This is a genomic window from Aestuariibaculum sp. YM273 (assembly GCF_030908365.1).
Lineage (GTDB): Bacteria > Bacteroidota > Bacteroidia > Flavobacteriales > Flavobacteriaceae > Aestuariibaculum > Aestuariibaculum marinum.
The window spans coordinates 1,064,942-1,084,337 of sequence record NZ_CP133090.1; the positions used below are offsets into that span (position 1 = coordinate 1,064,942).

13 protein-coding genes and 1 pseudogene are annotated in these 19,396 nt (G+C 34.7%); 7 read left to right on the forward strand and 7 right to left on the reverse strand.

Annotated elements, in window-relative coordinates:
* Positions 1-98: 98 nt before the first annotated feature.
* On the reverse strand, positions 99-1,139 hold the full coding sequence (gene mutY / locus RBH94_RS04500) for an A/G-specific adenine glycosylase (protein ID WP_307882564.1): 1,041 nt from the start codon (positions 1,137-1,139) through the stop codon (positions 99-101).
* Positions 1,140-1,267: 128 nt separating this feature from the next.
* On the opposite strand from mutY, the pseudogene RBH94_RS04505 reads away from it, so the two are divergent.
* Positions 1,268-1,567 (forward strand): annotated as a pseudogene (locus RBH94_RS04505) (HU family DNA-binding protein); the annotation flags it as partial.
* A 417-nt stretch (positions 1,568-1,984) separates the two neighbouring features.
* On the forward strand, positions 1,985-3,532 hold the full coding sequence (locus RBH94_RS04510) for a ribonuclease E/G (RefSeq protein ID WP_188222877.1): 1,548 nt from the start codon (positions 1,985-1,987) through the stop codon (positions 3,530-3,532).
* 53 nt (positions 3,533-3,585) lie between these two features.
* On the opposite strand, the gene RBH94_RS04515 is transcribed toward RBH94_RS04510, so the two are convergent.
* Complete coding sequence (locus RBH94_RS04515; RefSeq protein WP_307882565.1) at positions 3,586-4,365, reverse strand: carbonic anhydrase; 780 nt, start codon at positions 4,363-4,365, stop codon at positions 3,586-3,588.
* A gap of 340 nt (positions 4,366-4,705) precedes the next feature.
* On the opposite strand from RBH94_RS04515, the gene RBH94_RS04520 reads away from it, so the two are divergent.
* The gene (locus RBH94_RS04520) at positions 4,706-5,086 is read left to right on the forward strand and encodes a hypothetical protein (RefSeq protein ID WP_307882566.1); all 381 of its coding nucleotides are present in this window, start codon (positions 4,706-4,708) and stop codon (positions 5,084-5,086) included.
* A gap of 35 nt (positions 5,087-5,121) precedes the next feature.
* On the opposite strand, the gene RBH94_RS04525 is transcribed toward RBH94_RS04520, so the two are convergent.
* The 3 genes from RBH94_RS04525 to RBH94_RS04535 form a co-directional block, all read right to left on the reverse strand.
* Positions 5,122-6,162: an NADP(H)-dependent aldo-keto reductase gene (locus RBH94_RS04525; protein ID WP_307883138.1), complete on the reverse strand. Its 1,041-nt coding sequence runs from the start codon at positions 6,160-6,162 to the stop codon at positions 5,122-5,124.
* 106 nt (positions 6,163-6,268) lie between these two features.
* Positions 6,269-7,225 carry an OmpA family protein gene (locus RBH94_RS04530; RefSeq protein WP_188222875.1) on the reverse strand — a complete coding sequence of 319 codons (957 nt, stop codon included), beginning with the start codon at positions 7,223-7,225 and terminating at the stop codon, positions 6,269-6,271.
* 38 nt (positions 7,226-7,263) lie between these two features.
* Complete coding sequence (locus tag RBH94_RS04535; protein WP_307882567.1) at positions 7,264-8,025, reverse strand: exodeoxyribonuclease III; 762 nt, start codon at positions 8,023-8,025, stop codon at positions 7,264-7,266.
* Between the two features lie 180 nt (positions 8,026-8,205).
* On the opposite strand from RBH94_RS04535, the gene RBH94_RS04540 reads away from it, so the two are divergent.
* The 4 genes from RBH94_RS04540 to RBH94_RS04555 all read left to right on the forward strand — a co-directional run bounded on the left by RBH94_RS04540 (position 8,206) and on the right by RBH94_RS04555 (position 17,632).
* Positions 8,206-11,640, forward strand: a complete 3,435-nt coding sequence (locus tag RBH94_RS04540; protein WP_307882568.1) for a hypothetical protein — start codon at positions 8,206-8,208, stop codon at positions 11,638-11,640.
* A gap of 83 nt (positions 11,641-11,723) precedes the next feature.
* Positions 11,724-12,083 carry a hypothetical protein gene (locus tag RBH94_RS04545; protein WP_241739494.1) on the forward strand — a complete coding sequence of 120 codons (360 nt, stop codon included), beginning with the start codon at positions 11,724-11,726 and terminating at the stop codon, positions 12,081-12,083.
* Positions 12,084-12,163: 80 nt separating this feature from the next.
* Entirely contained in the window at positions 12,164-16,480 is a 4,317-nt protein-coding gene (locus RBH94_RS04550) for a CusA/CzcA family heavy metal efflux RND transporter (RefSeq protein WP_307882569.1), read from the forward strand.
* A 6-nt stretch (positions 16,481-16,486) separates the two neighbouring features.
* The gene (locus tag RBH94_RS04555) at positions 16,487-17,632 is read left to right on the forward strand and encodes an efflux RND transporter periplasmic adaptor subunit (protein WP_307882570.1); all 1,146 of its coding nucleotides are present in this window, start codon (positions 16,487-16,489) and stop codon (positions 17,630-17,632) included.
* 11 nt (positions 17,633-17,643) lie between these two features.
* Here the strand turns inward: RBH94_RS04555 and RBH94_RS04560 are convergent, their stop codons facing one another.
* Together RBH94_RS04560 and RBH94_RS04565 are read right to left on the reverse strand one after the other, a co-directional pair.
* Positions 17,644-18,564, reverse strand: a complete 921-nt coding sequence (locus RBH94_RS04560) for a M28 family peptidase (protein ID WP_307882571.1) — start codon at positions 18,562-18,564, stop codon at positions 17,644-17,646.
* Between the two features lie 83 nt (positions 18,565-18,647).
* Entirely contained in the window at positions 18,648-19,388 is a 741-nt protein-coding gene (locus RBH94_RS04565) for a succinate dehydrogenase/fumarate reductase iron-sulfur subunit (RefSeq protein WP_307882572.1), read from the reverse strand.
* Positions 19,389-19,396: the final 8 nt, after the last annotated feature.

The window sequence follows — 19,396 nt, forward strand, 5'->3', positions numbered from 1 at the left end:
ATACAAAGCAAAATTAAAGAATTGCTTTTCATTATTTAGAATCGATTTCCATTTTTTTAAAATTAAAAAAAAATTGCGACTAGCCATATATAACCCAATTAAAAATTAAAAGCCTCAATAAAATTCCCTATTAATATAGGTACAGCATAGTCGGATACGGTTTCTAAAGCCACACCATTATTTAATGGTGCATCAAGTTTTACAATCCAGAATTTTGTATGCAAATGCTGATGCGATAATTTATGTACAATAGCCTCCTTATTATACAAGGATAACTCAAAGGTTTTATCCTTTAATATAGAATGCTCCTTTACCAAACTTTTAAATTCCTCAAAAGCCACTTCGTTTTTGGTTTCTATTAAAGGAAACTGATACAGATTTTGCCAAATACCTTTTCCTTGACGTTGTTCTAAAATAGTTTGATTGTTATTTGAAAGAATTACAAGGAAATTAAAATACTTCGTTTTAACCTTAGTTTTTTTCAACTTCACTGGCAAATTTTCAACATCACCTTTATTATAGGCCAAACAGCTATTTTTAAACGGACAGGTATCGCACTTTGGGTTTTTAGGTTTACAATGTGTTGCACCAAATTCCATAATAGCCTGATTAAAGGTCGCCGGATCTTTTTTATCTATCAATTCCTGAGCTAGTGCTTTAAACTCGTTATTCCCTGTAGTAGTATTAATAGGTGTATCTATGCCAAAATATCGAGAGAGTACACGATATACATTACCATCTACTACCGCGGCAACCTCATTAAAACAAATAGAAGCAATGGCACTAGCGGTATAATCTCCCACGCCCTTTAATTTTAATAAGTCTTTATAGGTATCTGGAAATTCGCCTTTCAATTCATTGGCGACATATTTTGCTGATGCGTGTAAATTTCGCGCTCTGGAATAATATCCCAGTCCCTGCCATAATTTTAAAACCTGACTTTCGTCGGCATTGGCAAGATCGAAAACAGACGGAAATTCGGCGACAAATGCGCTGTAATATGGCAGTCCTTGCTTGACTTGTGTCTGCTGTAAAATAATTTCTGATAGCCAAATATAATACGGATTTGTGGTTTGCCGCCATGGCAATTCACGCTTATTATTTGAGTACCAATTGTTTAAAGTTTTATAAAATATCATCAATCAAATAAATACAGCGAACAAAAATAAACGTTTATAATCTTAAATTTTAATGAATTAGGTTTGAAATATTGAATATTTAATTCCTATATTTGCATCCCTTTTAAAATTATAGTAATCTAAAAAAATATATTAAAATGACGAAGGCTGATTTAGTAGCAAAAATTTCTGAGAAATTAGGAATTGAAAAAGGTGATGTTCAAGCGACGGTTGAAACATTTATGGAAGAAGTAAAATCATCTTTAGAAGCGGGAGATAATGTTTACTTAAGAGGTTTTGGAAGTTTCATCATCAAAACTAGAGCTGAAAAAACAGGTAGAAATATCTCTAAGAACACTACTATTAAAATACCATCTCACAACATTCCTGCATTTAAGCCTGCTAAAGTTTTTGTAGAAGGCGTTAAAACTAATGTAGAGGTTAAATAACGAAACATTTAAAAGAAATTATTAATTTAAAAAACACTATTTATGCCAAGTGGTAAAAAACGTAAGAGACATAAGGTTGCTACGCACAAGCGTAAGAAACGTAGACGCGCTAACCGTCACAAAAAGAAAAAATAATCAAGAAAAGTAGTTAACAGCTACTTTTTTTGGTTTTACAAAACAAAACGTTCTTTGAAATGAGTTCAAGAGAATGTGAGCACATTTGTGCTTTTCCTGAACTCCACGGATTTAAAAAAATCCTGTGAAATCTGTTGCTATTACTGGCATCAGATAAAATATTATGTATAATCCATCTGTACAATTAAGTTCTAGTTACTGGTTTTTAGTCTATTAGCAGTTTGCTGAAAAAACAGAAAATTATAAACTATAGCCTAGAAAGTATGGATAAAAATTAACTAAATGGATAAAGAATTGATCATTAGATCTAGTTCCGATGATGTTGATTTTGCCTTATTAAAAGATGGAAAACTAATTGAATTACAGAAAGACGAAGGTGGTAATAACTTTTCTGTTGGTGATGTGTTTATAGCCAAAATAAGAAAAGCTGTTCCTGGTCTAAATGCTGCATTTGTTAATGTAGGTTACGAGAAAGATGCCTTTTTGCATTATCATGATTTAGGACCAAAACTTCCTTCCCTTCTAAAATTCACAAAAAGTGTAAGCACAGGTAAACTAAAAGATTTTTCTTTAAAAAATTTCCCATTTGAAAAGGATATTGATAAAGACGGTAAAATTGCCGATGTCTTAAAATCAAATCAGTCGCTATTAGTACAAATAGTAAAAGAACCAATCTCTACCAAAGGTCCTAGAATAAGCTCTGAGCTTTCTATTGCCGGTAGATATATTGTTTTAGTGCCTTTTTCTAGTCGTATTTCTATTTCACAAAAAATAGAAGACAAAGAAGAAAAAGAACGTCTAAAACGCCTGGTTAAGAGCATTACTCCTCCAGGTTTTGGTATTATTGTTCGTACGGTAGCACAAGGCAAAAAGGTAGCTGAACTAGATAAAGATTTGCAGAATTTGTTAAGTCGTTGGACTGCAATGTGCAAAAAGCTACACAAAGCCCATCATCCAAGTAAAGTATTAGGTGAAATGAACAAAGCCTCGTCTATATTACGAGACATTTTTAACGACACCTTTACAGCAATTCATGTTGATGATGAAGAGCTTTACATTAAAATTAAAGATTACGTGCACGAAATTGCACCTAATAAAGAATCAATAGTTAAGCAGTATCAATCAAATGTTCCTATTTTCGAAAAATACGGAATAGAAAGACAAATTAAAACCTCGTTTGGCAAAACCGTTTCTATGGCCAAGGGTGCCTATCTGGTAATAGAACATACCGAAGCCCTGCATGTTATAGATGTAAACAGCGGTAACCGTTCTAACAAAGCCAACAACCAAGAGGAAACCGCATTAGAGGTTAACTTAATAGCCGCTACCGAAATTGCCAGACAATTGCGTTTACGCGATATGGGAGGTATTATTGTAGTTGACTTTATAGATATGACTAATGCTGAAAACAGGCAGAAGCTCTTTAATCATTTTAGAGATGAAATGAAAGATGACAGAGCGAAACACAAAATACTGCCACCAAGTAAATTTGGATTGATACAAATTACAAGACAGCGTGTACGCCCAGAAATGAACATAAAAACCAGGGAACAAAATCCTGATGAACTTATGAATAATTCTGAGGTAGAAGCACCGATAGGAATCGTGCAAAACATTACACACGATCTTGAAAAACTATTAAAAAAAGACTATAAAAAGTTGACATTAAACACACATCCTTTTATAGCAGCCTTTTTAACAAAAGGTTTTCCATCTATACGTTCAAAATGGTTTTTTGAACATAAGAAATGGGTTAAAATTTTACCAAGAGATGCTTACACATACCTAGAATATCACTTTTTTGACAAAGATGGTAACCAGGTAAAATAATCTTAAAAAAACCCCTGCTATTTCTAGTTAGGGGTTTCTTTTTTTTATAGCTTTTAATAATTGTAACCTACTTTCCTTCCATTTAACGGCTGTTCGTTACGATAATTGTTAATGGGCATATTATTTCTCAACTTAAGCACTTCGGCTTCCGAAAGAATAATAGGCTCTTTAAAAACAACCCAGTTTACATTTTCTGTGCATGGCGGTGTTGTTAAAGATCCTTTATAAGAATAGTATTGCTTTTCATTTAACAATAAACCAGATAAATCTACATGCTGGTTTATTTCCTTAGAAACACCTTCTTTAATAGGTAAAAAACTCTCGAAAAACTCAAACAACTGACTTTCTTCGCCTTCTTCTCCTAAAACACCTAAGACAGTAACTTCTCCATTATCATCAAGATGCACAAGGTGCATTTCTATTGGATATACAACGCCATTAATTTTATGTTCTGAGGGCTCATGAAAATGTATCTGTTTTAAATAAGAAGTCTTATTATTATAATTTATCGAATCGCCTAACTCAAAATCAAACTGAATGGAATGCCCGTTATTCTCAACCTTACTTATAAAAGTAGTTGCGTTATAACGTATTTTTAATTGAGATTGTTCTAAAGAGTCTGCATCTTTATGAATAATATTAATTGGCGATTGAAACGCTCCGCCACAAGACGAATTCTTTTCAATCTCTTCCCAGTGTTCTGGCGAAGTTTCTCCTGAATAACTCCAATGCTTTTCTGTATGTAAAGCTATATCCTTGGAGTGTTTAACTGTCTCATTACATGATGTAATAATAAAAACGAAACATAAATAATAATGAATTCGAGTAATCATAATTAAAAGAAATGGTTAATATCTCTCAAAATTACACTTCGAATTCCCTAAAAAACCTAACATTTATCAGCTTATCCTGCACGACAAACAAAACTTATTAACTATTTCGTTTTCGGAAAGTTACACAAAAAACGATTTTAAAAATTTTTAGTAAAATAAGTAAATGAAAACAGGTTTAGAATACAGATATTTTTGAAATATTATAAAAACATCTAACTTTAAAAATAAAATTAATAATGACTACCCAATGCTTTCAACCTTTTCCTCCATCCGCTACTTAAAAATAATTGGCATTCAAACCTTACTAGTTGTATTATTTATAGTGGTTATAAATTCCTTAATGAATAATTTTAGCTGGAATTTGTTTGCTGTTAGCATCTTTATCTTATTCATGTTTTTCATTACATATTTTCAAGAATTTACAGTCGATGAAAAAGCATTGCATTTAAATAACAAATACTGCTTTGGTCTTATTTGTTTAAAAAAAACGTTTAACTTCTCCGAGATTCTAGAAATAAAATCAGAAGGAAAATTCACTCAAAAATCAGATTTAACCGAAGACCTACTAAGTCTATTTCTTCCTGTTTATGATTTTGAAAACAATCTATTTATAAAAACTAATCAAAATACGGAACACAAGTTCAATCTCTATATTTATAGAAATCAGTTAGATGAAGTAGTAAAATTAGTAAATCAGCAAAAACAAAAAGCCCAGGTCTAAACCTAAGCTTCTTATATATCTAAATTCTTAAAAAACTAAGTTGCAGGATTCGGAATTACAGCATGAACGGTATTAATTTTGCCCATAACTTCATTAGTTAAAGTAAGATCAATAGAGCTTATATTTTCCTTCAGCTGCTCTAAGGACGTTGCTCCAATTATGTTACTGGTTACAAATGGTTGCTGATTTACAAAAGCCAAACTCATTTGCGCTAAAGTCATATCATGATCCTCTGCTATTTTCATATATTGTCTAGTAGCCTCTGTACATTGCTCACTACTGTAACGGGCAAATCGCGGAAACAACTTTAATCGGGCATTATCGGCAGCCGTGCCTTTAATATATTTACCAGAAAGCACTCCGAAAGCCATTGGTGAATACGCCAATAAACCAATATCTTCACGCATAGAAATTTCAGCTAAATCACCTTCATAAGTTCTGTTTAATAAAGAATAGGCATTTTGAATCGTTTTCATGCGAGGCAAGCTATGTGCTTTCGATTCTTCTAGAAAACGCATGGTTCCCCAGGCTTTTTCGTTAGACAACCCAACGTGACGAATTTTTCCTGCTTTAATCTGCTCATCCATCTTATGCAGTACCTCATTAAAATTATCCGTCCATTCATCATCCGGATTGTGAACATAATCGCGTTTGCCAAACGTATTGGTTTCGCGCTCTGGCCAATGAATTTGATACACATCTATATAATCAGTTTGCAGGCGTTTTAATTCATTATCAACGGCCTCGGCAATAGCATTTCCTTGTAAACCAGAAGTTCTTATATGAGCCGTATAATCACTTGACCGACCAACAATTTTACTCGCAATCACCACTTGATCGCGGTTTTCGCGTTTCTTTAACCAACTACCAATAATTCTGCTGGTTTCTCCCTGCGTTTCCGGACTAGCTGGCACCGGATACATTTCGGCAGTATCGATAAAATTGACACCTTGTTCCAGAGCATAATCTAACTGTGCATGACCTTCGGCTTCTGTATTTTGATTTCCCCAGGTCATGGTTCCCAAACAAATTTTACTAACTTTTATATCGGTTTTTGGTATGGTTGTATATTTCATCATTCTGAATAATTTCTGTGAAGCTATTTTAAAAATTAAAGATAAAAAAACCTTTCAGCTTACCGGAAACTGAAAGGCTTAAATCTATGTTAATCTTATAATTTACTTACTCATTTAAAAGCTCAGATAACTCATCTAATTTCGGAGTTAAAATCACTTCTATTCTTCGGTTTTTAGCGCGTCCTTCCGGAGTTTCGTTACTTGCAACAGGCGCAAATTCACCACGACCGGCTGCTGTAAGGTTTTCAGGATAAATATCGTCGTTTTCTGCTAAGATATTCACAATAGCTGTAGCACGCTTTGTAGATAAATCCCAATTATCAATTAATGGTCCATTACCTGAATACGGCACGTTATCGGTATGTCCTTCAATTAGTACGGCGATATCCGGGTTTTGTCCAAGTACACTACCTAATTGTTGTACAGCACGACGACCATCGACACCTACTGCCCAGCTTCCTGAGTTGAATAATAATTTATTCTCCATAGACACATACACCTTACCATCTCTCTGTTCTACCGTCAATCCTTTACCTTCGAAATCGGTTAAGGCTTTAGATATTGCGTCTTTTAAAGCTGTCATAGCCTCTTCCTTTTCAGCAATTAAACGTTCTAACTCAACTACACGAGCTGAACGCTCTTCTAATTCCGATCTTAACTTAGCCAAACGTGCAATTTCAGCATTTAAAGCTTGTTCCTTCGCGTCTAACTCAGCCAATAACTCACGATTCTTTTGCGAATTGGCCGCTATAGCTTTAGAACTGTTTTGCTCTAAGGCTTCATAAGAAGCTTTAAGGTTATCTAAATTTGCTTTAGTGGCATTATAATCACTTTGTAAGCGGTCACGTTGTTCCACCGCACTTGCATAAGAATCTTTTAATTTGCTAAGTTCGTTTTCACAAACTGTTTTATCGTCTAAAAGGGTTTCGTTTTCTAAAAGAAGCTTACGATTTTCCTTTTTTAAACTATTGTATTTATTTTCTAAATCTTTATACACTTTTGGCGATACACACGATGCTAAAAACGATAAGGTTAATGCTGCTAAAACAAATTTTTTAATCATGTTTAAGTTCTCTTTGGTTTGTATTTTAACTAACTCTATTATTCTATTTCTACTAAAATAGGACAGTGATCACTATGCACTGCATCTTTTAGTATAACGGCTCTTTTTATTTTTTCTTGCAACGGCTCTGCAACCATCGCATAATCTAAACGCCAACCTTTATTATTGGCCCTAGAATTGGCACGATAACTCCACCATGTATAATTGTCGGCTTCTTTATTTAAGTGTCTGAACGAATCAACAAACCCACTATCTATAAAAGCACCAATCCATTCACGCTCGGCTGGTAAAAACCCAGATACTTTACTTAATCCTTTAGGGTTATGAATATCGATTTCTTCGTGACAAATGTTATAATCGCCACAAATAACCAGATTAGGAATATCCTTTTTTAGATTATTAACATACTCCTGAAACATATCCATATACTCAAACTTATGGTCTAAGCGGGCATCATTTGTTCCTGAAGGCAGATATAAACTCATTACCGAAAGACCGTCAAAATCGGCTCTAAGGTTTCTTCCTTCTGCATCCATTGAATCAATTCCCGTGCCATACTCGACATGATTTGGCTCAATTTTACTTAAAATCGCTATACCGCTATATCCCTTCTTCTCTGCGCTAAACCAATAGTTATATTTATAACCTGCTTCAACAAACAAATCCAGATCTAATTGTTCTTTTAAAGCCTTGATTTCCTGCAAGCAAATAACATCTGGATTTGCACTTTTTAACCAATCTAAGAACCCTTTATTAATTGCTGCCCGAATACCATTTACGTTATAAGATATTATCTTCATGTTTCTATTTAAAGTTTTACAAATCACTTATTTGCTGATAAATATGGTGATACTAAAGCTAATAAGTATATCTAATTTCTGCTAAAATAAATAATGCGTTACTTTTACACCACAATTTTGCGGTTCATTTAACAAAAACTCTAACGAAATAATTTCAACATTTTACTGTTTAAGTATCAAATGAAATATACAGTTTTCCTTTTTATGTTTTTTGTTAGTTTTTGGGTTATTGCCCAAGAACAAAATGCTAGTTACAAAAACATAAAGGTTGCTGTAAACGATACCATCGCCATCGACTCCCTGAGTATAAACCCTAATTATTTTTCAATAAAAACTCTCGACGGTTCGACTATTGATACTACTTATTATACGGTAGATTTCCCAAAAGCGACGTTGTACTTTAAAAAAAGTATAGCGCTCGACTCCATTATTATTAACTATTTAAAGTTTCCTGACTTTCTAACCAAGACCTACAAACAATTAGATGAAAATATTATTGTAGAGGACACCGATAATATTCAGAAACTATATCAACTATCTCAACCAAACACCAATAAAAACTATATTCCGTTTGATGGTTTAACTACCTCAGGAAGTATTTCACGTGGGGTTACTGTTGGTAACAACCAAAATTCGGTATTAAATAGTGAACTGGATTTACAGATTTCAGGAAAACTAAATGAAAAAATTTCGCTTCGTGCTTCCATTCAGGATGCTAATATTCCGCTTCAGGAAAGCGGGTACAGTCAGCGATTAGATGAATTCGATCAAATCTTCATTGAATTGTTAAGCGATAACTGGAGTGTTCGTGCAGGGGATATTGATTTGGAAAATAACAACTCATACTTTGCCAATTTTTCTAAGCGTGTTCAAGGGTTGTTAGTAAATGCTAACTTAGGGAACGACGATAAACAAACACAATTATTCGCTGCAGGTGCCTTAGTTCGCGGACAATTTACACGGAGTCAGTTTACTGCTCAGGAAGGAAACCAGGGCCCTTATAAATTACAGGGTCAAAACGGAGAGCTGTTTGTGCTTATTGTTTCAGGTAGTGAAACCGTTTACGTCAATGGAAGCGCATTAAAACGCGGTGAAAATGAAGATTATGTTATTGATTATAATGCGGGTGAAATTATTTTCAACTCGACATACCCAATGACTTCCGAAATGCGTATTACCGTAGATTACCAATACAGCGAGCGTAATTACTCACGATTAGTGGCCTACGGTGGCGGGAGCTACAAAAGCAACAAACTACAACTTGGAGTATCGGTATATTCTGAAAACGATGCCAAAAATCAACCTTTACAACAAAACCTATCGGAAGAACAGGTTCAAATATTATCGCAAGCTGGAGACGACCGAACACAGATGGTAGCGCCGTCGGAAATTCAGGAAAGCTATAACGACAACCGCATTTTATACCGAAAGGAATTAATTAACGGTGATGAAGCCTTTGTATTTTCAAACAATCCTGACGATGAATTATACCGTGTAACCTTCACTCAAGTAGGCACAAATCAAGGAAATTATATTTTAAGCAGCACCAATGCCATCAGTAATATTTACGAATATATTGAACCTCAACTCGGTATACCGCAAGGAAACTATGAGCCCGTTGTTCAACTGGTAGCTCCTACCAAATTACAAATTGCTGTTCTAAACGGAAGCTACACCCCTACCGAAAAGACAAATATTGTTTTTGAAGTTGCTGGAAGTAAAAAAGATTTAAACTTATTCTCTAACCTCGATGACAATAATAATGATGGTTTTGCTGGAAAACTTAAAATCACGCAAAGCATCATTAAGACGGATAGCCTTTGGAACATAAATGTATTTGCCGATGGAGATTACATTCAGAAAAACTTCAATACCATTGAACGCTTGTATAATGCCGAATTTAATCGCGACTGGAATTTAAGCGACCTTAACGGCACCACCATTATTAACGACTACGACAACCAAAATTTATTGAGTTCTGGTATCAATCTGTTTCACCCTGAAAAAGGAGGTATAAATTACCAGTTTGAGCATTTAGGATATTCCGGGTTTTTCAATGGAAATCGCCATTTAGCGAATATGAATCTCAGATTAAATAAATTCAATATTCAATCTTATTCCAGTTTCTTAGATGCCAATTCAACTTTAAGTTCCTCAACTTTTTTAAGATCGTATAATCGTGTAACGTATAGTATGAAACGTAGCTGGCTGGGAACAAAATTAGCTATTGAAGATAATGAGCAACGCGAACTTTTAACCGATTCCCTAACACCTTTAAGTCAGAAATTTAAATCTTATGAAGTCTTTTTTGGTGTGGGAGACAGCACGAAGATTTTCACCGAAATAGGTTATAAAAATCGAATAAACGACAGTATTAGAAACAATCAATTACAAAAAGTAAATACATCGAACACCTTTTATTTAGACACTCGACTCATTCAAAACACTAACACTAACCTGGTTTTATACGCCAATTACAGAACATTAAAAAGTGTAGAAGAAGATGTAGAAAACGAACAATCTATTAACTCCAGACTTCAATTCAGTCAAAAGCTATTCAAAAAACTCATCCTTTGGAACACACTTTTTGAAACTAATTCGGGAACCTTACCGCAACAGGATTTTACTTATGTGGAGGTCGAACCTGGGCAAGGCACCTATACTTGGATAGATTATAATAACAATGGTATTCAGGAACTGGAAGAATTCGAGATTGCACAATTTCAGGATCAAGGGAAATACATTCGTGTCTTACTTCCTAATCGCGTATACATTAAAACCCACCAAAACCGATTGAGTCAAACGGTGACCATTAATCCCTCTCAATGGGCGGTTAGCGATAATGCTTCAAAGAAATTCTGGTCTCATTTCTATAGTCAAACCAGTTATTTAATCGATAGAAAATTAAAACGCGATGGCAACGGTTTTAACTTAAATCCTTTTGAAAATAATGAAGACAACCAATTAGGACTTCAGCTTAACTTCAGAAATATTCTGTTTTTTAATCGCGGAAAACAGCAATATACCACGTCTTACACCTTTTTATCAAACCGAACGCGAAATATTCTTTCCACCGGCTTTGTTGAAAATGCTCTGCAAAGTCATCAGTTCAATTTCAATCATAAAATTCAAGAGAGCTGGTTAATCACTTTACAATCAGATTTTGAGAACAATGAAAGCTTAAGCGAAAATTTCATCAGTAAAAATTACAATTTTGATGAAACTCGCTTGAGTCCGAAACTTTCTTATTTATTAAATGACAACACGCGCTTCGACATCTATTATCAATATGCTAACAAAGAAAATACGATTGGTAGTTTTGAAGCTTTGAAGCAGTCTAAATACGGCACTTCATTTACCTTTAGTAACAATTCAAAAAGTTCGGTTATTGGAGAATTCAACTTTTTAACCAACGATTTTAGCGGTAGCGCCAACACTCCTGTGGCTTACCAAATGCTTGAAGGATTACAACCTGGAAAAAACTTTACATGGAGTTTATTAGCTCAAAAAAAACTAACCACTTTTTTAGATTTAAACCTAAGTTATTACGGTAGAAAAACCGAAACCAGCAAAACGATTCACACCGGAACTGTACAGCTAAAGGCCTATTTTTAAGCTACTCTTAACATTTTGCTCTTATATTTTTTGTACTATTGTAATTAGGTATGAGTAAAATAACGGTTATATTATTTTCTTTTTTGATTCTTATACAAAGTTTCAACATCAACTTTGACGACTTTTCAAAGTTCAATGCGTTATTGGAACATGCCAGCTATCACAAAAAAATGTATGGCGATAACTTCCTTCAATTTTTAGCAGAACATTACGGTGACGAAGTTGCAACCCACGGCGACAAACATGAAGAGCATAAAAACTTACCGTTTAAAGATCACCAGCATTTGCTATGTCATATAAATGCTACATTTATACTTACTCAGCACATTTCATATGATATTAAACGTGATGAAATTGTAGAAAAACCTATAAATTTCTTCTACAAAGAACCGGTTTCTTTATTTGAAAAACCTTCGGTATTTCAACCTCCCAAATTAGCATAATTCTTTATCGACATTATTAAAACTATTTAAACTACATCGGTTTAAAATAGCCCTATTTAATTATTTGATTACATTGAATTATGTTAGAAAACATTATAAAATTCAGCTTAAAGAATAAGCTAATCGTTATACTTTTCACTGCATTTATATTTGGCTTTGGTATTTATTCGTTAACCCAAATACCTATTGGTGCCGTTCCAGATATCACCAACAACCAAGTGCAGGTGATAACAACCTCTCGTAACCTGTCTACGCAAGATGTCGAGCAATTTATAACCTATCCCGTTGAACTGGAAATGGCCAATTTACCCGGCGTAGAGGAAATCCGATCGGTTTCAAAATTCGGTTTATCGGTGGTTACCATTGTGTTTAGTGATAAGATGGGAACCTACCTCCCGCGTCAACTTATTGCAGAAAAAATAAAATCGGCATCAGAAAAAATCCCTGAAGGTTTTGGCTCACCTGAAATGGGTCCTATCACGACAGGTTTAGGGGAAATACATCAATATATTCTGGATGTAAAACCTGAATATAAAGACCAATATTCCACTACCGATTTAAGAACCATTCAAGACTGGATTGTTAAACGCCAACTCTCTGGTATTCCCGGCGTTGTTGAAATTAACACATGGGGAGGCTACTTAAAACAATACGAAGTGGCTATCAACCCAGAAAAACTGAAAGCCATGAATATCACCTACCTTGATATTTTCAATGCCTTAGAAAAAAATAACAGTATTGCAGGTGGTGGTTACATTGAAAAAACCAATAAAGCCTATTTTATTCGTGGCGAAGGTTTGGTTAATTCTTTAAGTGATATTGAAAACATTGTTGTAAAAAATGATGGTGTTCCTATTTATATAAAAAATATAGCAACTGTAGGCTTTGGAAGCGCTACCCGATTTGGTGCAATTACTGGAAATGGCGAAGGCGAAAAAGTACTCGGACAAGTTATGATGCTTAAAGACGGTAACTCTAAACAAGTTATTGAAGCCGTTAAAGAACGTATTGCCAATATTCAAACTTCTTTACCCGAAGGCGTTTATATTAATGAATTTTTAGAACGTAGCGAACTGATTGGAAAAACCACATTCACCGTTGCCGAAAACCTTATTTTAGGTTCGCTAATCGTAATTTTTGTGGTGGTTTTACTTCTTGGAAATTTCCGCTCTGGGCTGGTTGTAGCTTCGGTAATTCCGTTGTGTTTGCTATTTGCGATTTCCTTAATGAACATGTTCGGAATCGATGCCAACCTGATGAGTTTAGGGGCTATCGACTTCGGAATTATTATTGATGGCGCCGTCATTATCGTGGAATTTATAGCCTTTCAAATTACAAGTCAGAGTGCAAAGATCAATACTTTATCTAAAGAAGACCGACAGGATGAAATAGACCAAATCACAAAAAAAAGTGCTTCAAAAATGATGAACTCGGCTATTTTCGGGCAACTCATCATTCTTATTGTATTCATCCCTATTCTATCGCTTAGCGGTGTTGAAGGTAAAATGTTTAAACCTATGGCACTTACGTTCAGCTTTGCGTTAATTGGTGCCATGATATTGTGTTTAACTTATGTTCCGGTTATTTCCTCGATGTTCCTAAAACCTATAAAACACAGTGAGAAAAATATTTCGGTAAAACTGATGAGCCGCCTTAACACATTTTATAAACCTTCCATTCACTGGGCTTTGCAAAACAAGAAAATTGTAATTGCAGCATCGGGGGTACTTTTAGCCTCAAGCATTTATATTTTCACAACCATGGGTGGCGAATTTGTGCCAACGCTAGATGAAGGTGATTTTGTTATTCAACCAGTTTTAAAAACAGGAACCTCTTTAAAAAAGACTATTGAAATCACTACCAAAATTGAAAAAACGTTATTAGATAATTTCCCTGAAGTCGATCAGGTGGTGAGCCGAATTGGTGCCGCCGAAGTCCCTACCGATCCCATGAGTATGGAAGAAAGCGATGTCATTATCAAATTGAAACCAAAAGATGAATGGGTTTCCGCAGAAAGCAAAGATGAACTTGCCGATAAATTCAAAGAAGCTTTAAGCATCATTCCTGGAATGGAAGTGGAATTCACACAACCCATTGAAATGCGATTTAACGAGCTTATTACCGGAGTTAGAGCCGATGTGGCGATTAAAATTTTTGGTGAAGATTTATCAGTTTTAGCGAGTAAAGCCAACGAAATTAAATCACTGATTCACGATGTTGAAGGTGCATCTGATATTGTTATTGAAAAAGTGGAAGGTCTTCCGCAAATGACAGTGAATTTTAACCGAAGTAAGATTGCGCGCTTCGGACTTAATATTGCCGATGTGAATCAAATTATTTCCATGGGATTTGCTGGTGCAACCGTAGGAAACATTTTTGAAGGCGAGAAACGTTTCGATTTGGTAATCCGTTTAGATAAAAACAAACGCACCAATATCGAAAATCTTCAAAATTTATATATCGACACACCAACTGGTGCTAAAATTCCTTTAAGTGAATTAGCCGAAATTAAATATACAACAGGTCCTGCTAAAATATCGCGTGATAATACGCAACGTAGAATCGTTATTGGGATAAATGTTAGAAACCGCGATTTACAATCTGTGGTAGATGATGTAAAACATATTGTAGACTCCGAAGTAAAACTCCCTGTGGGGTACCGTGTTACCTATGGCGGACAATTTGAAAATTTACAAAGCGCTAAAGACCGTTTAATGGTAGCTGTTCCTGTAGCTTTAATTCTCATTTTTATTATGCTACATTTTGCCTTTGGATCAATAAAAGAAGCTGCCATGGTATATTCTGCCATTCCTCTTTCAGCTGTTGGTGGTATCTTTTTACTGTGGTTTAGAGGCATGCCGTTTAGTATTTCGGCAGGTATCGGTTTCATTGCTCTTTTTGGTATTGCTGTACTTAACGGTATTGTATTAATCGAACATTTTAAAGAACTTAAAGAAGAAGGTGTTCTCGATATTGAAGAGCGTATCAAACGAGGTACAATCGAGCGTTTGCGTCCTGTTTTATTAACAGCATCGGCGGCGGCTTTAGGTTTTCTTCCTATGGCCATTTCAACCAATGCTGGTGCCGAAGTTCAGCGTCCGTTAGCCACCGTGGTTATAGGCGGATTAATTACGGCTACAGTTTTAACCTTAATTGTATTACCTGTGCTTTATGCCTGGTTTGAAGAAAAGAAACATATTAAAATGAATAAAAACATAGTAGCTTCAATAGTCATTCTTTTATTCTGTTTTAAAATGCATGCACAATCAAACCCTTTATCGCTTGATGAAACCATTAATCTGGCTATTGAAAACAATACGGGATTAAAAGCGTCTTCATTAAAAACTGAAGAAAGCAAAGCACGTATTGGTAGTGCTTTTAATTTTGATAAAACACACATTTTTTATAGCTACGATGAAAACAATATGGCTGTTAATGGTATTCCTTTGAAGGTTTTTGGTGTGAGTCAGGATTTTAAATTTCCGACCTTATATTTCGCAGATAAGAAAGTTAACAAAGCACAATACGAGTTACAAAATACAGATTATAACATACAATTAGAAACCTTAAAACGCGATGTTTCAAAAGCATATTATGAGTTGTGTTATACAACGAATAAAGCCGAATCGTATCGTTTTTTAGATAGCTTATATCAAAACTTTTCAAAAGCTGCCGAACGTCGTTTTGAACTTGGTGAAACCAATTATCTTGAAATGATAAGCGCCAAGTCTAAACAAAAGCAATTAGAAACCAAATACAGGCAATCGCTTCTGGAGGTGGCTTCTGCAAACGAACAACTGAAAAAAATGGTTCAAGTAGATACATTACCCGAGATTGACACGAATTTTAAAAAGTTGGAACTTCAAAATATATCGATTGACGATAATATCGGTTTAGGGTATTACGATTTGTATAATGATTATTACAAGGCCTTAAATCAACAGGAAAAGCAAAACTTGTTACCCGATTTAAGTGTCGAGTACTTTCAAGGTTCTAACAGTTCCCTAAACGACAACATGATTGGGTATCAATTCGGTATTAAAATCCCTTTACTCTTTAGCGGTAACGCTTCAAAAATTAAAGCTACCAAATTAGCAAGAGAGGCCTCTGTTGCAGAACAGGAAAACTATAAGGTGAAGTTACAAACCGAACACCAGAAATTATTAGCCAAATTGGAACAACATAATGCCTCCATTACTTATTACGAAAATGAAGGCAAAGCCTTATCTAAAGAAATTATAAAAACTGCCAATCGAAGCTTTAAAGAAGGCGAGATTGATTTCTTTCAGTACATACAAAGTATAGAAACCGCCACCGATATTCAGTTAAATTATCTGGAGCATTTGAATCATTATAACCAAACCATTATTACCATCAACCACCTTATTGTAAAATAAACGAAGATGAAAAACTTATATATACTTATTGCGCTATTAACGGTAATAGCCTGTAAAAATTCAGAAAAGAATGTAAATCCTGTTGTTGAAGACACCATGGAAGAGCATCTTTCGGTAAGCCAAAAACAGTTTGAAGCCGAAAATATGAAATTGGGGAATTTGGAACAGCATACATTCAATAAAACTATTAACGTTAGCGGAATCATTGATGTTCCTCCCCACAATAAGGCTACAATAAGTAGTTTTATGGGCGGATACATTACCAAAACACCGCTTCTTATCGGCGATCAGGTTAAAAAAGGCCAATTGCTGGTAAGCATGGAAAACCCTGAATTTGTAGAGTTACAACAACAATATTTGGAAATTGCAGAACAGTTGACTTATCTAAAATCGGAATTTACCAGACAACAAAGTTTATTTAATGAGAATATAACCTCTCAAAAAAACTTCCTAAAAGCAGAAAGCGCTTACAAAAGTGCACTTGCCGAATACAACGGTTTAAAAAAGAAATTAACCATGTTAAATATTAATCCGGCTTCTGTTGAACAAGGTCAATTAACATCGACAGTTAATTTATATTCTCCAATTGAAGGTTCTGTTACGAAGGTAGAAGTAAGTAACGGAATGCATGTTTCGCCTTCTGATATGATAATGGAAATTATTGATACCGACCATATACATTTGGAACTATCGGTGTTTGAAAAGGATATTTTAAACATCAAAAAAGGACAAAAAATAAACTTTAAAATACCCGAAGCGTCTACCCAAACTTTTAAAGCTGAAGTCTATTTAGTTGGTTCTACTGTAGATGAGAAAAATCGCATCATAAAAGTTCATGCGCATCTTTTAGACGAGGAACAAGCCAATTTTATTGTAGGTATGTTTGTTGAAGCCCAAATTATTAGCAACTCGGTTGAAAAATCTGCTTTACCTAAAGACGCCATTATTGAGCATGAAGATGCTTTGTATGCTTTAGTTTTAAAAAATGAAGAAAATGGAACATATAGTTTTGAAAAACTTAAACTTAAGTTGGGGCTACAAAATGAAACTTATGCTGAAATTCTAAATAGTGATGATTTAATAAATAAAACTATTTTAACCCAAGGCGGATTCATGTTGTTAGCAGAGGAAGGTGGTGGTCATTCGCATTAACCTTCAACCATTTAAAGCGATAAACTATCTAACTTTTCAAATACAGAGATAATAACTTTTACTGCATTAGAATAAAAAACCGGCTGAATATTCTCGTAATCATCAGTCGGTTCATGATAATCACTATGGTCTTCCACACCAAAATATAAAAATGGAATACCTTGTTTATGAAAAGGCGCATGATCAGAGGAATGTGTCCAGTCTTCTTTCCAATTACCTTGGTCATGGCCCATAGATAGTTTAAAATTATCAGGAGTTTCTATACCTTTAATTACCGATTTTAAAAACGGATAATGAGCCGCTCCTACAGCAAAAAGTTCATTGTTTTCACTGCGACTAATCATATCCATATTGATATTAAAAACAATATTCTTGAACGGAATTTTAGGGTTATTTACAAAGTATTTCGAACCTTGTAAGCCTAATTCCTCGGCATCAAAAGCAGCCAGTATAATCGAGTATTTTGGTTGGTGATATTGATAATATTCAGCAAAACTAAATAAAGCTCCAACACCAGAGGCATTATCGTCTGCTCCATTATAAATTTCACCATGCTTAATCCCTTCATGATCGTAGTGAGCACTTATTACAATGTATTTATCAGGATATTTTTCACCTTTAATTACACCTAAAACATTCGCTGCTTCATAATATTTGCCATCCAGAGTAAAGGTAAAAGGCTGCTCGTAATTCCTTTTAAACAAAGGTTGCACACCTAACTTAGAAAACTCATTAATAACATATTTTCTAGCTTTAATACCTCCTCTTGTTCCTGTTCTTCTACCTTCAAAAGCATCCGCAGACAAATTTTCTATATTTTTCAATAAGGTTTCTTCAAAAAAAGACGGCTCATAAATTTCACTTTTAGCCTGAGCAGATCCATTGGAAAAAGACAAAAAGCAAATTACAATTAAACAGAATAGTTTATTCATCAGATACAATTAACCTGATAAAGCTACACAAAAAAACCCAAGCCTAAGCCTGGGTTTTCATTTATATGTTGAAATAACAATTTTTAGAATTGTGCTTTCATTAACTCTCTATTCATTCTTGCAATGTTTTCTAAAGAAATGCCTTTAGGACATTCAATCTCGCAAGCACCAGTATTAGTACAGTTACCAAAACCTTCTAAGTCCATTTGAGCTACCATGTTACGAACACGATCGGCAGCTTCAACCTGACCTTGAGGTAATAAGGCATACTGAGACACTTTAGCACCAACGAATAACATAGCACTTGAGTTTTTACACGTTGCCACACAAGCTCCACAACCTATACAAGTCGCCGCATCCATAGCCTCATCGGCAGCATGCTTAGAGATTGGAATATTGTTAGCATCTTGTGTGTTACCCGATGTATTTACAGAAATATAACCTCCTGCATGTTGAATACGATCGAAAGAGGTTCTATCTACTACTAAATCTTTAATTACCGGGAATGCAGCTGCTCTAAATGGCTCAATAGTAATGGTATCGCCATCGTTAAACATACGCATGTGTAACTGACAAGTGGTTACCCCTCTGTCTGGTCCGTGTGCTTCACCGTTAATGTACATAGAACACATACCACATATCCCCTCACGACAATCGTGATCGAAGGCTACAGGCTCTTCTCCGGCAGCGATAAGTTGTTCATTCAAAACATCCATCATTTCTAAAAAAGACATATGCTCTGAAATATCAGTAACTTTATAATCGACCATTTGACCCTTTGCATTTGAGTCTTTTTGTCTCCAAATTTTAAGTGTTAAATTCATAATGTCTA

Bases quoted from the DNA above. Each gene is read 5' to 3' on its own strand.
- mutY (WP_307882564.1), bottom strand. From the start codon at position 1,139: ATGATATTTTATAAAACTTTAAACAATTGGTACTCAAATAATAAGCGT.
- RBH94_RS04510 (WP_188222877.1), top strand. From the start codon at position 1,985: ATGGATAAAGAATTGATCATTAGATCTAGTTCCGATGATGTTGATTTT.
- RBH94_RS04515 (WP_307882565.1), bottom strand. From the start codon at position 4,365: ATGATTACTCGAATTCATTATTATTTATGTTTCGTTTTTATTATTACA.
- RBH94_RS04520 (WP_307882566.1), top strand. From the start codon at position 4,706: ATGAATAATTTTAGCTGGAATTTGTTTGCTGTTAGCATCTTTATCTTA.
- RBH94_RS04525 (WP_307883138.1), bottom strand. From the start codon at position 6,162: ATGAAATATACAACCATACCAAAAACCGATATAAAAGTTAGTAAAATT.
- RBH94_RS04530 (WP_188222875.1), bottom strand. From the start codon at position 7,225: ATGATTAAAAAATTTGTTTTAGCAGCATTAACCTTATCGTTTTTAGCA.
- RBH94_RS04535 (WP_307882567.1), bottom strand. From the start codon at position 8,025: ATGAAGATAATATCTTATAACGTAAATGGTATTCGGGCAGCAATTAAT.
- RBH94_RS04540 (WP_307882568.1), top strand. From the start codon at position 8,206: ATGAAATATACAGTTTTCCTTTTTATGTTTTTTGTTAGTTTTTGGGTT.
- RBH94_RS04550 (WP_307882569.1), top strand. From the start codon at position 12,164: ATGTTAGAAAACATTATAAAATTCAGCTTAAAGAATAAGCTAATCGTT.
- RBH94_RS04555 (WP_307882570.1), top strand. From the start codon at position 16,487: ATGAAAAACTTATATATACTTATTGCGCTATTAACGGTAATAGCCTGT.
- RBH94_RS04560 (WP_307882571.1), bottom strand. From the start codon at position 18,564: ATGAATAAACTATTCTGTTTAATTGTAATTTGCTTTTTGTCTTTTTCC.
- RBH94_RS04565 (WP_307882572.1), bottom strand. From the start codon at position 19,388: ATGAATTTAACACTTAAAATTTGGAGACAAAAAGACTCAAATGCAAAG.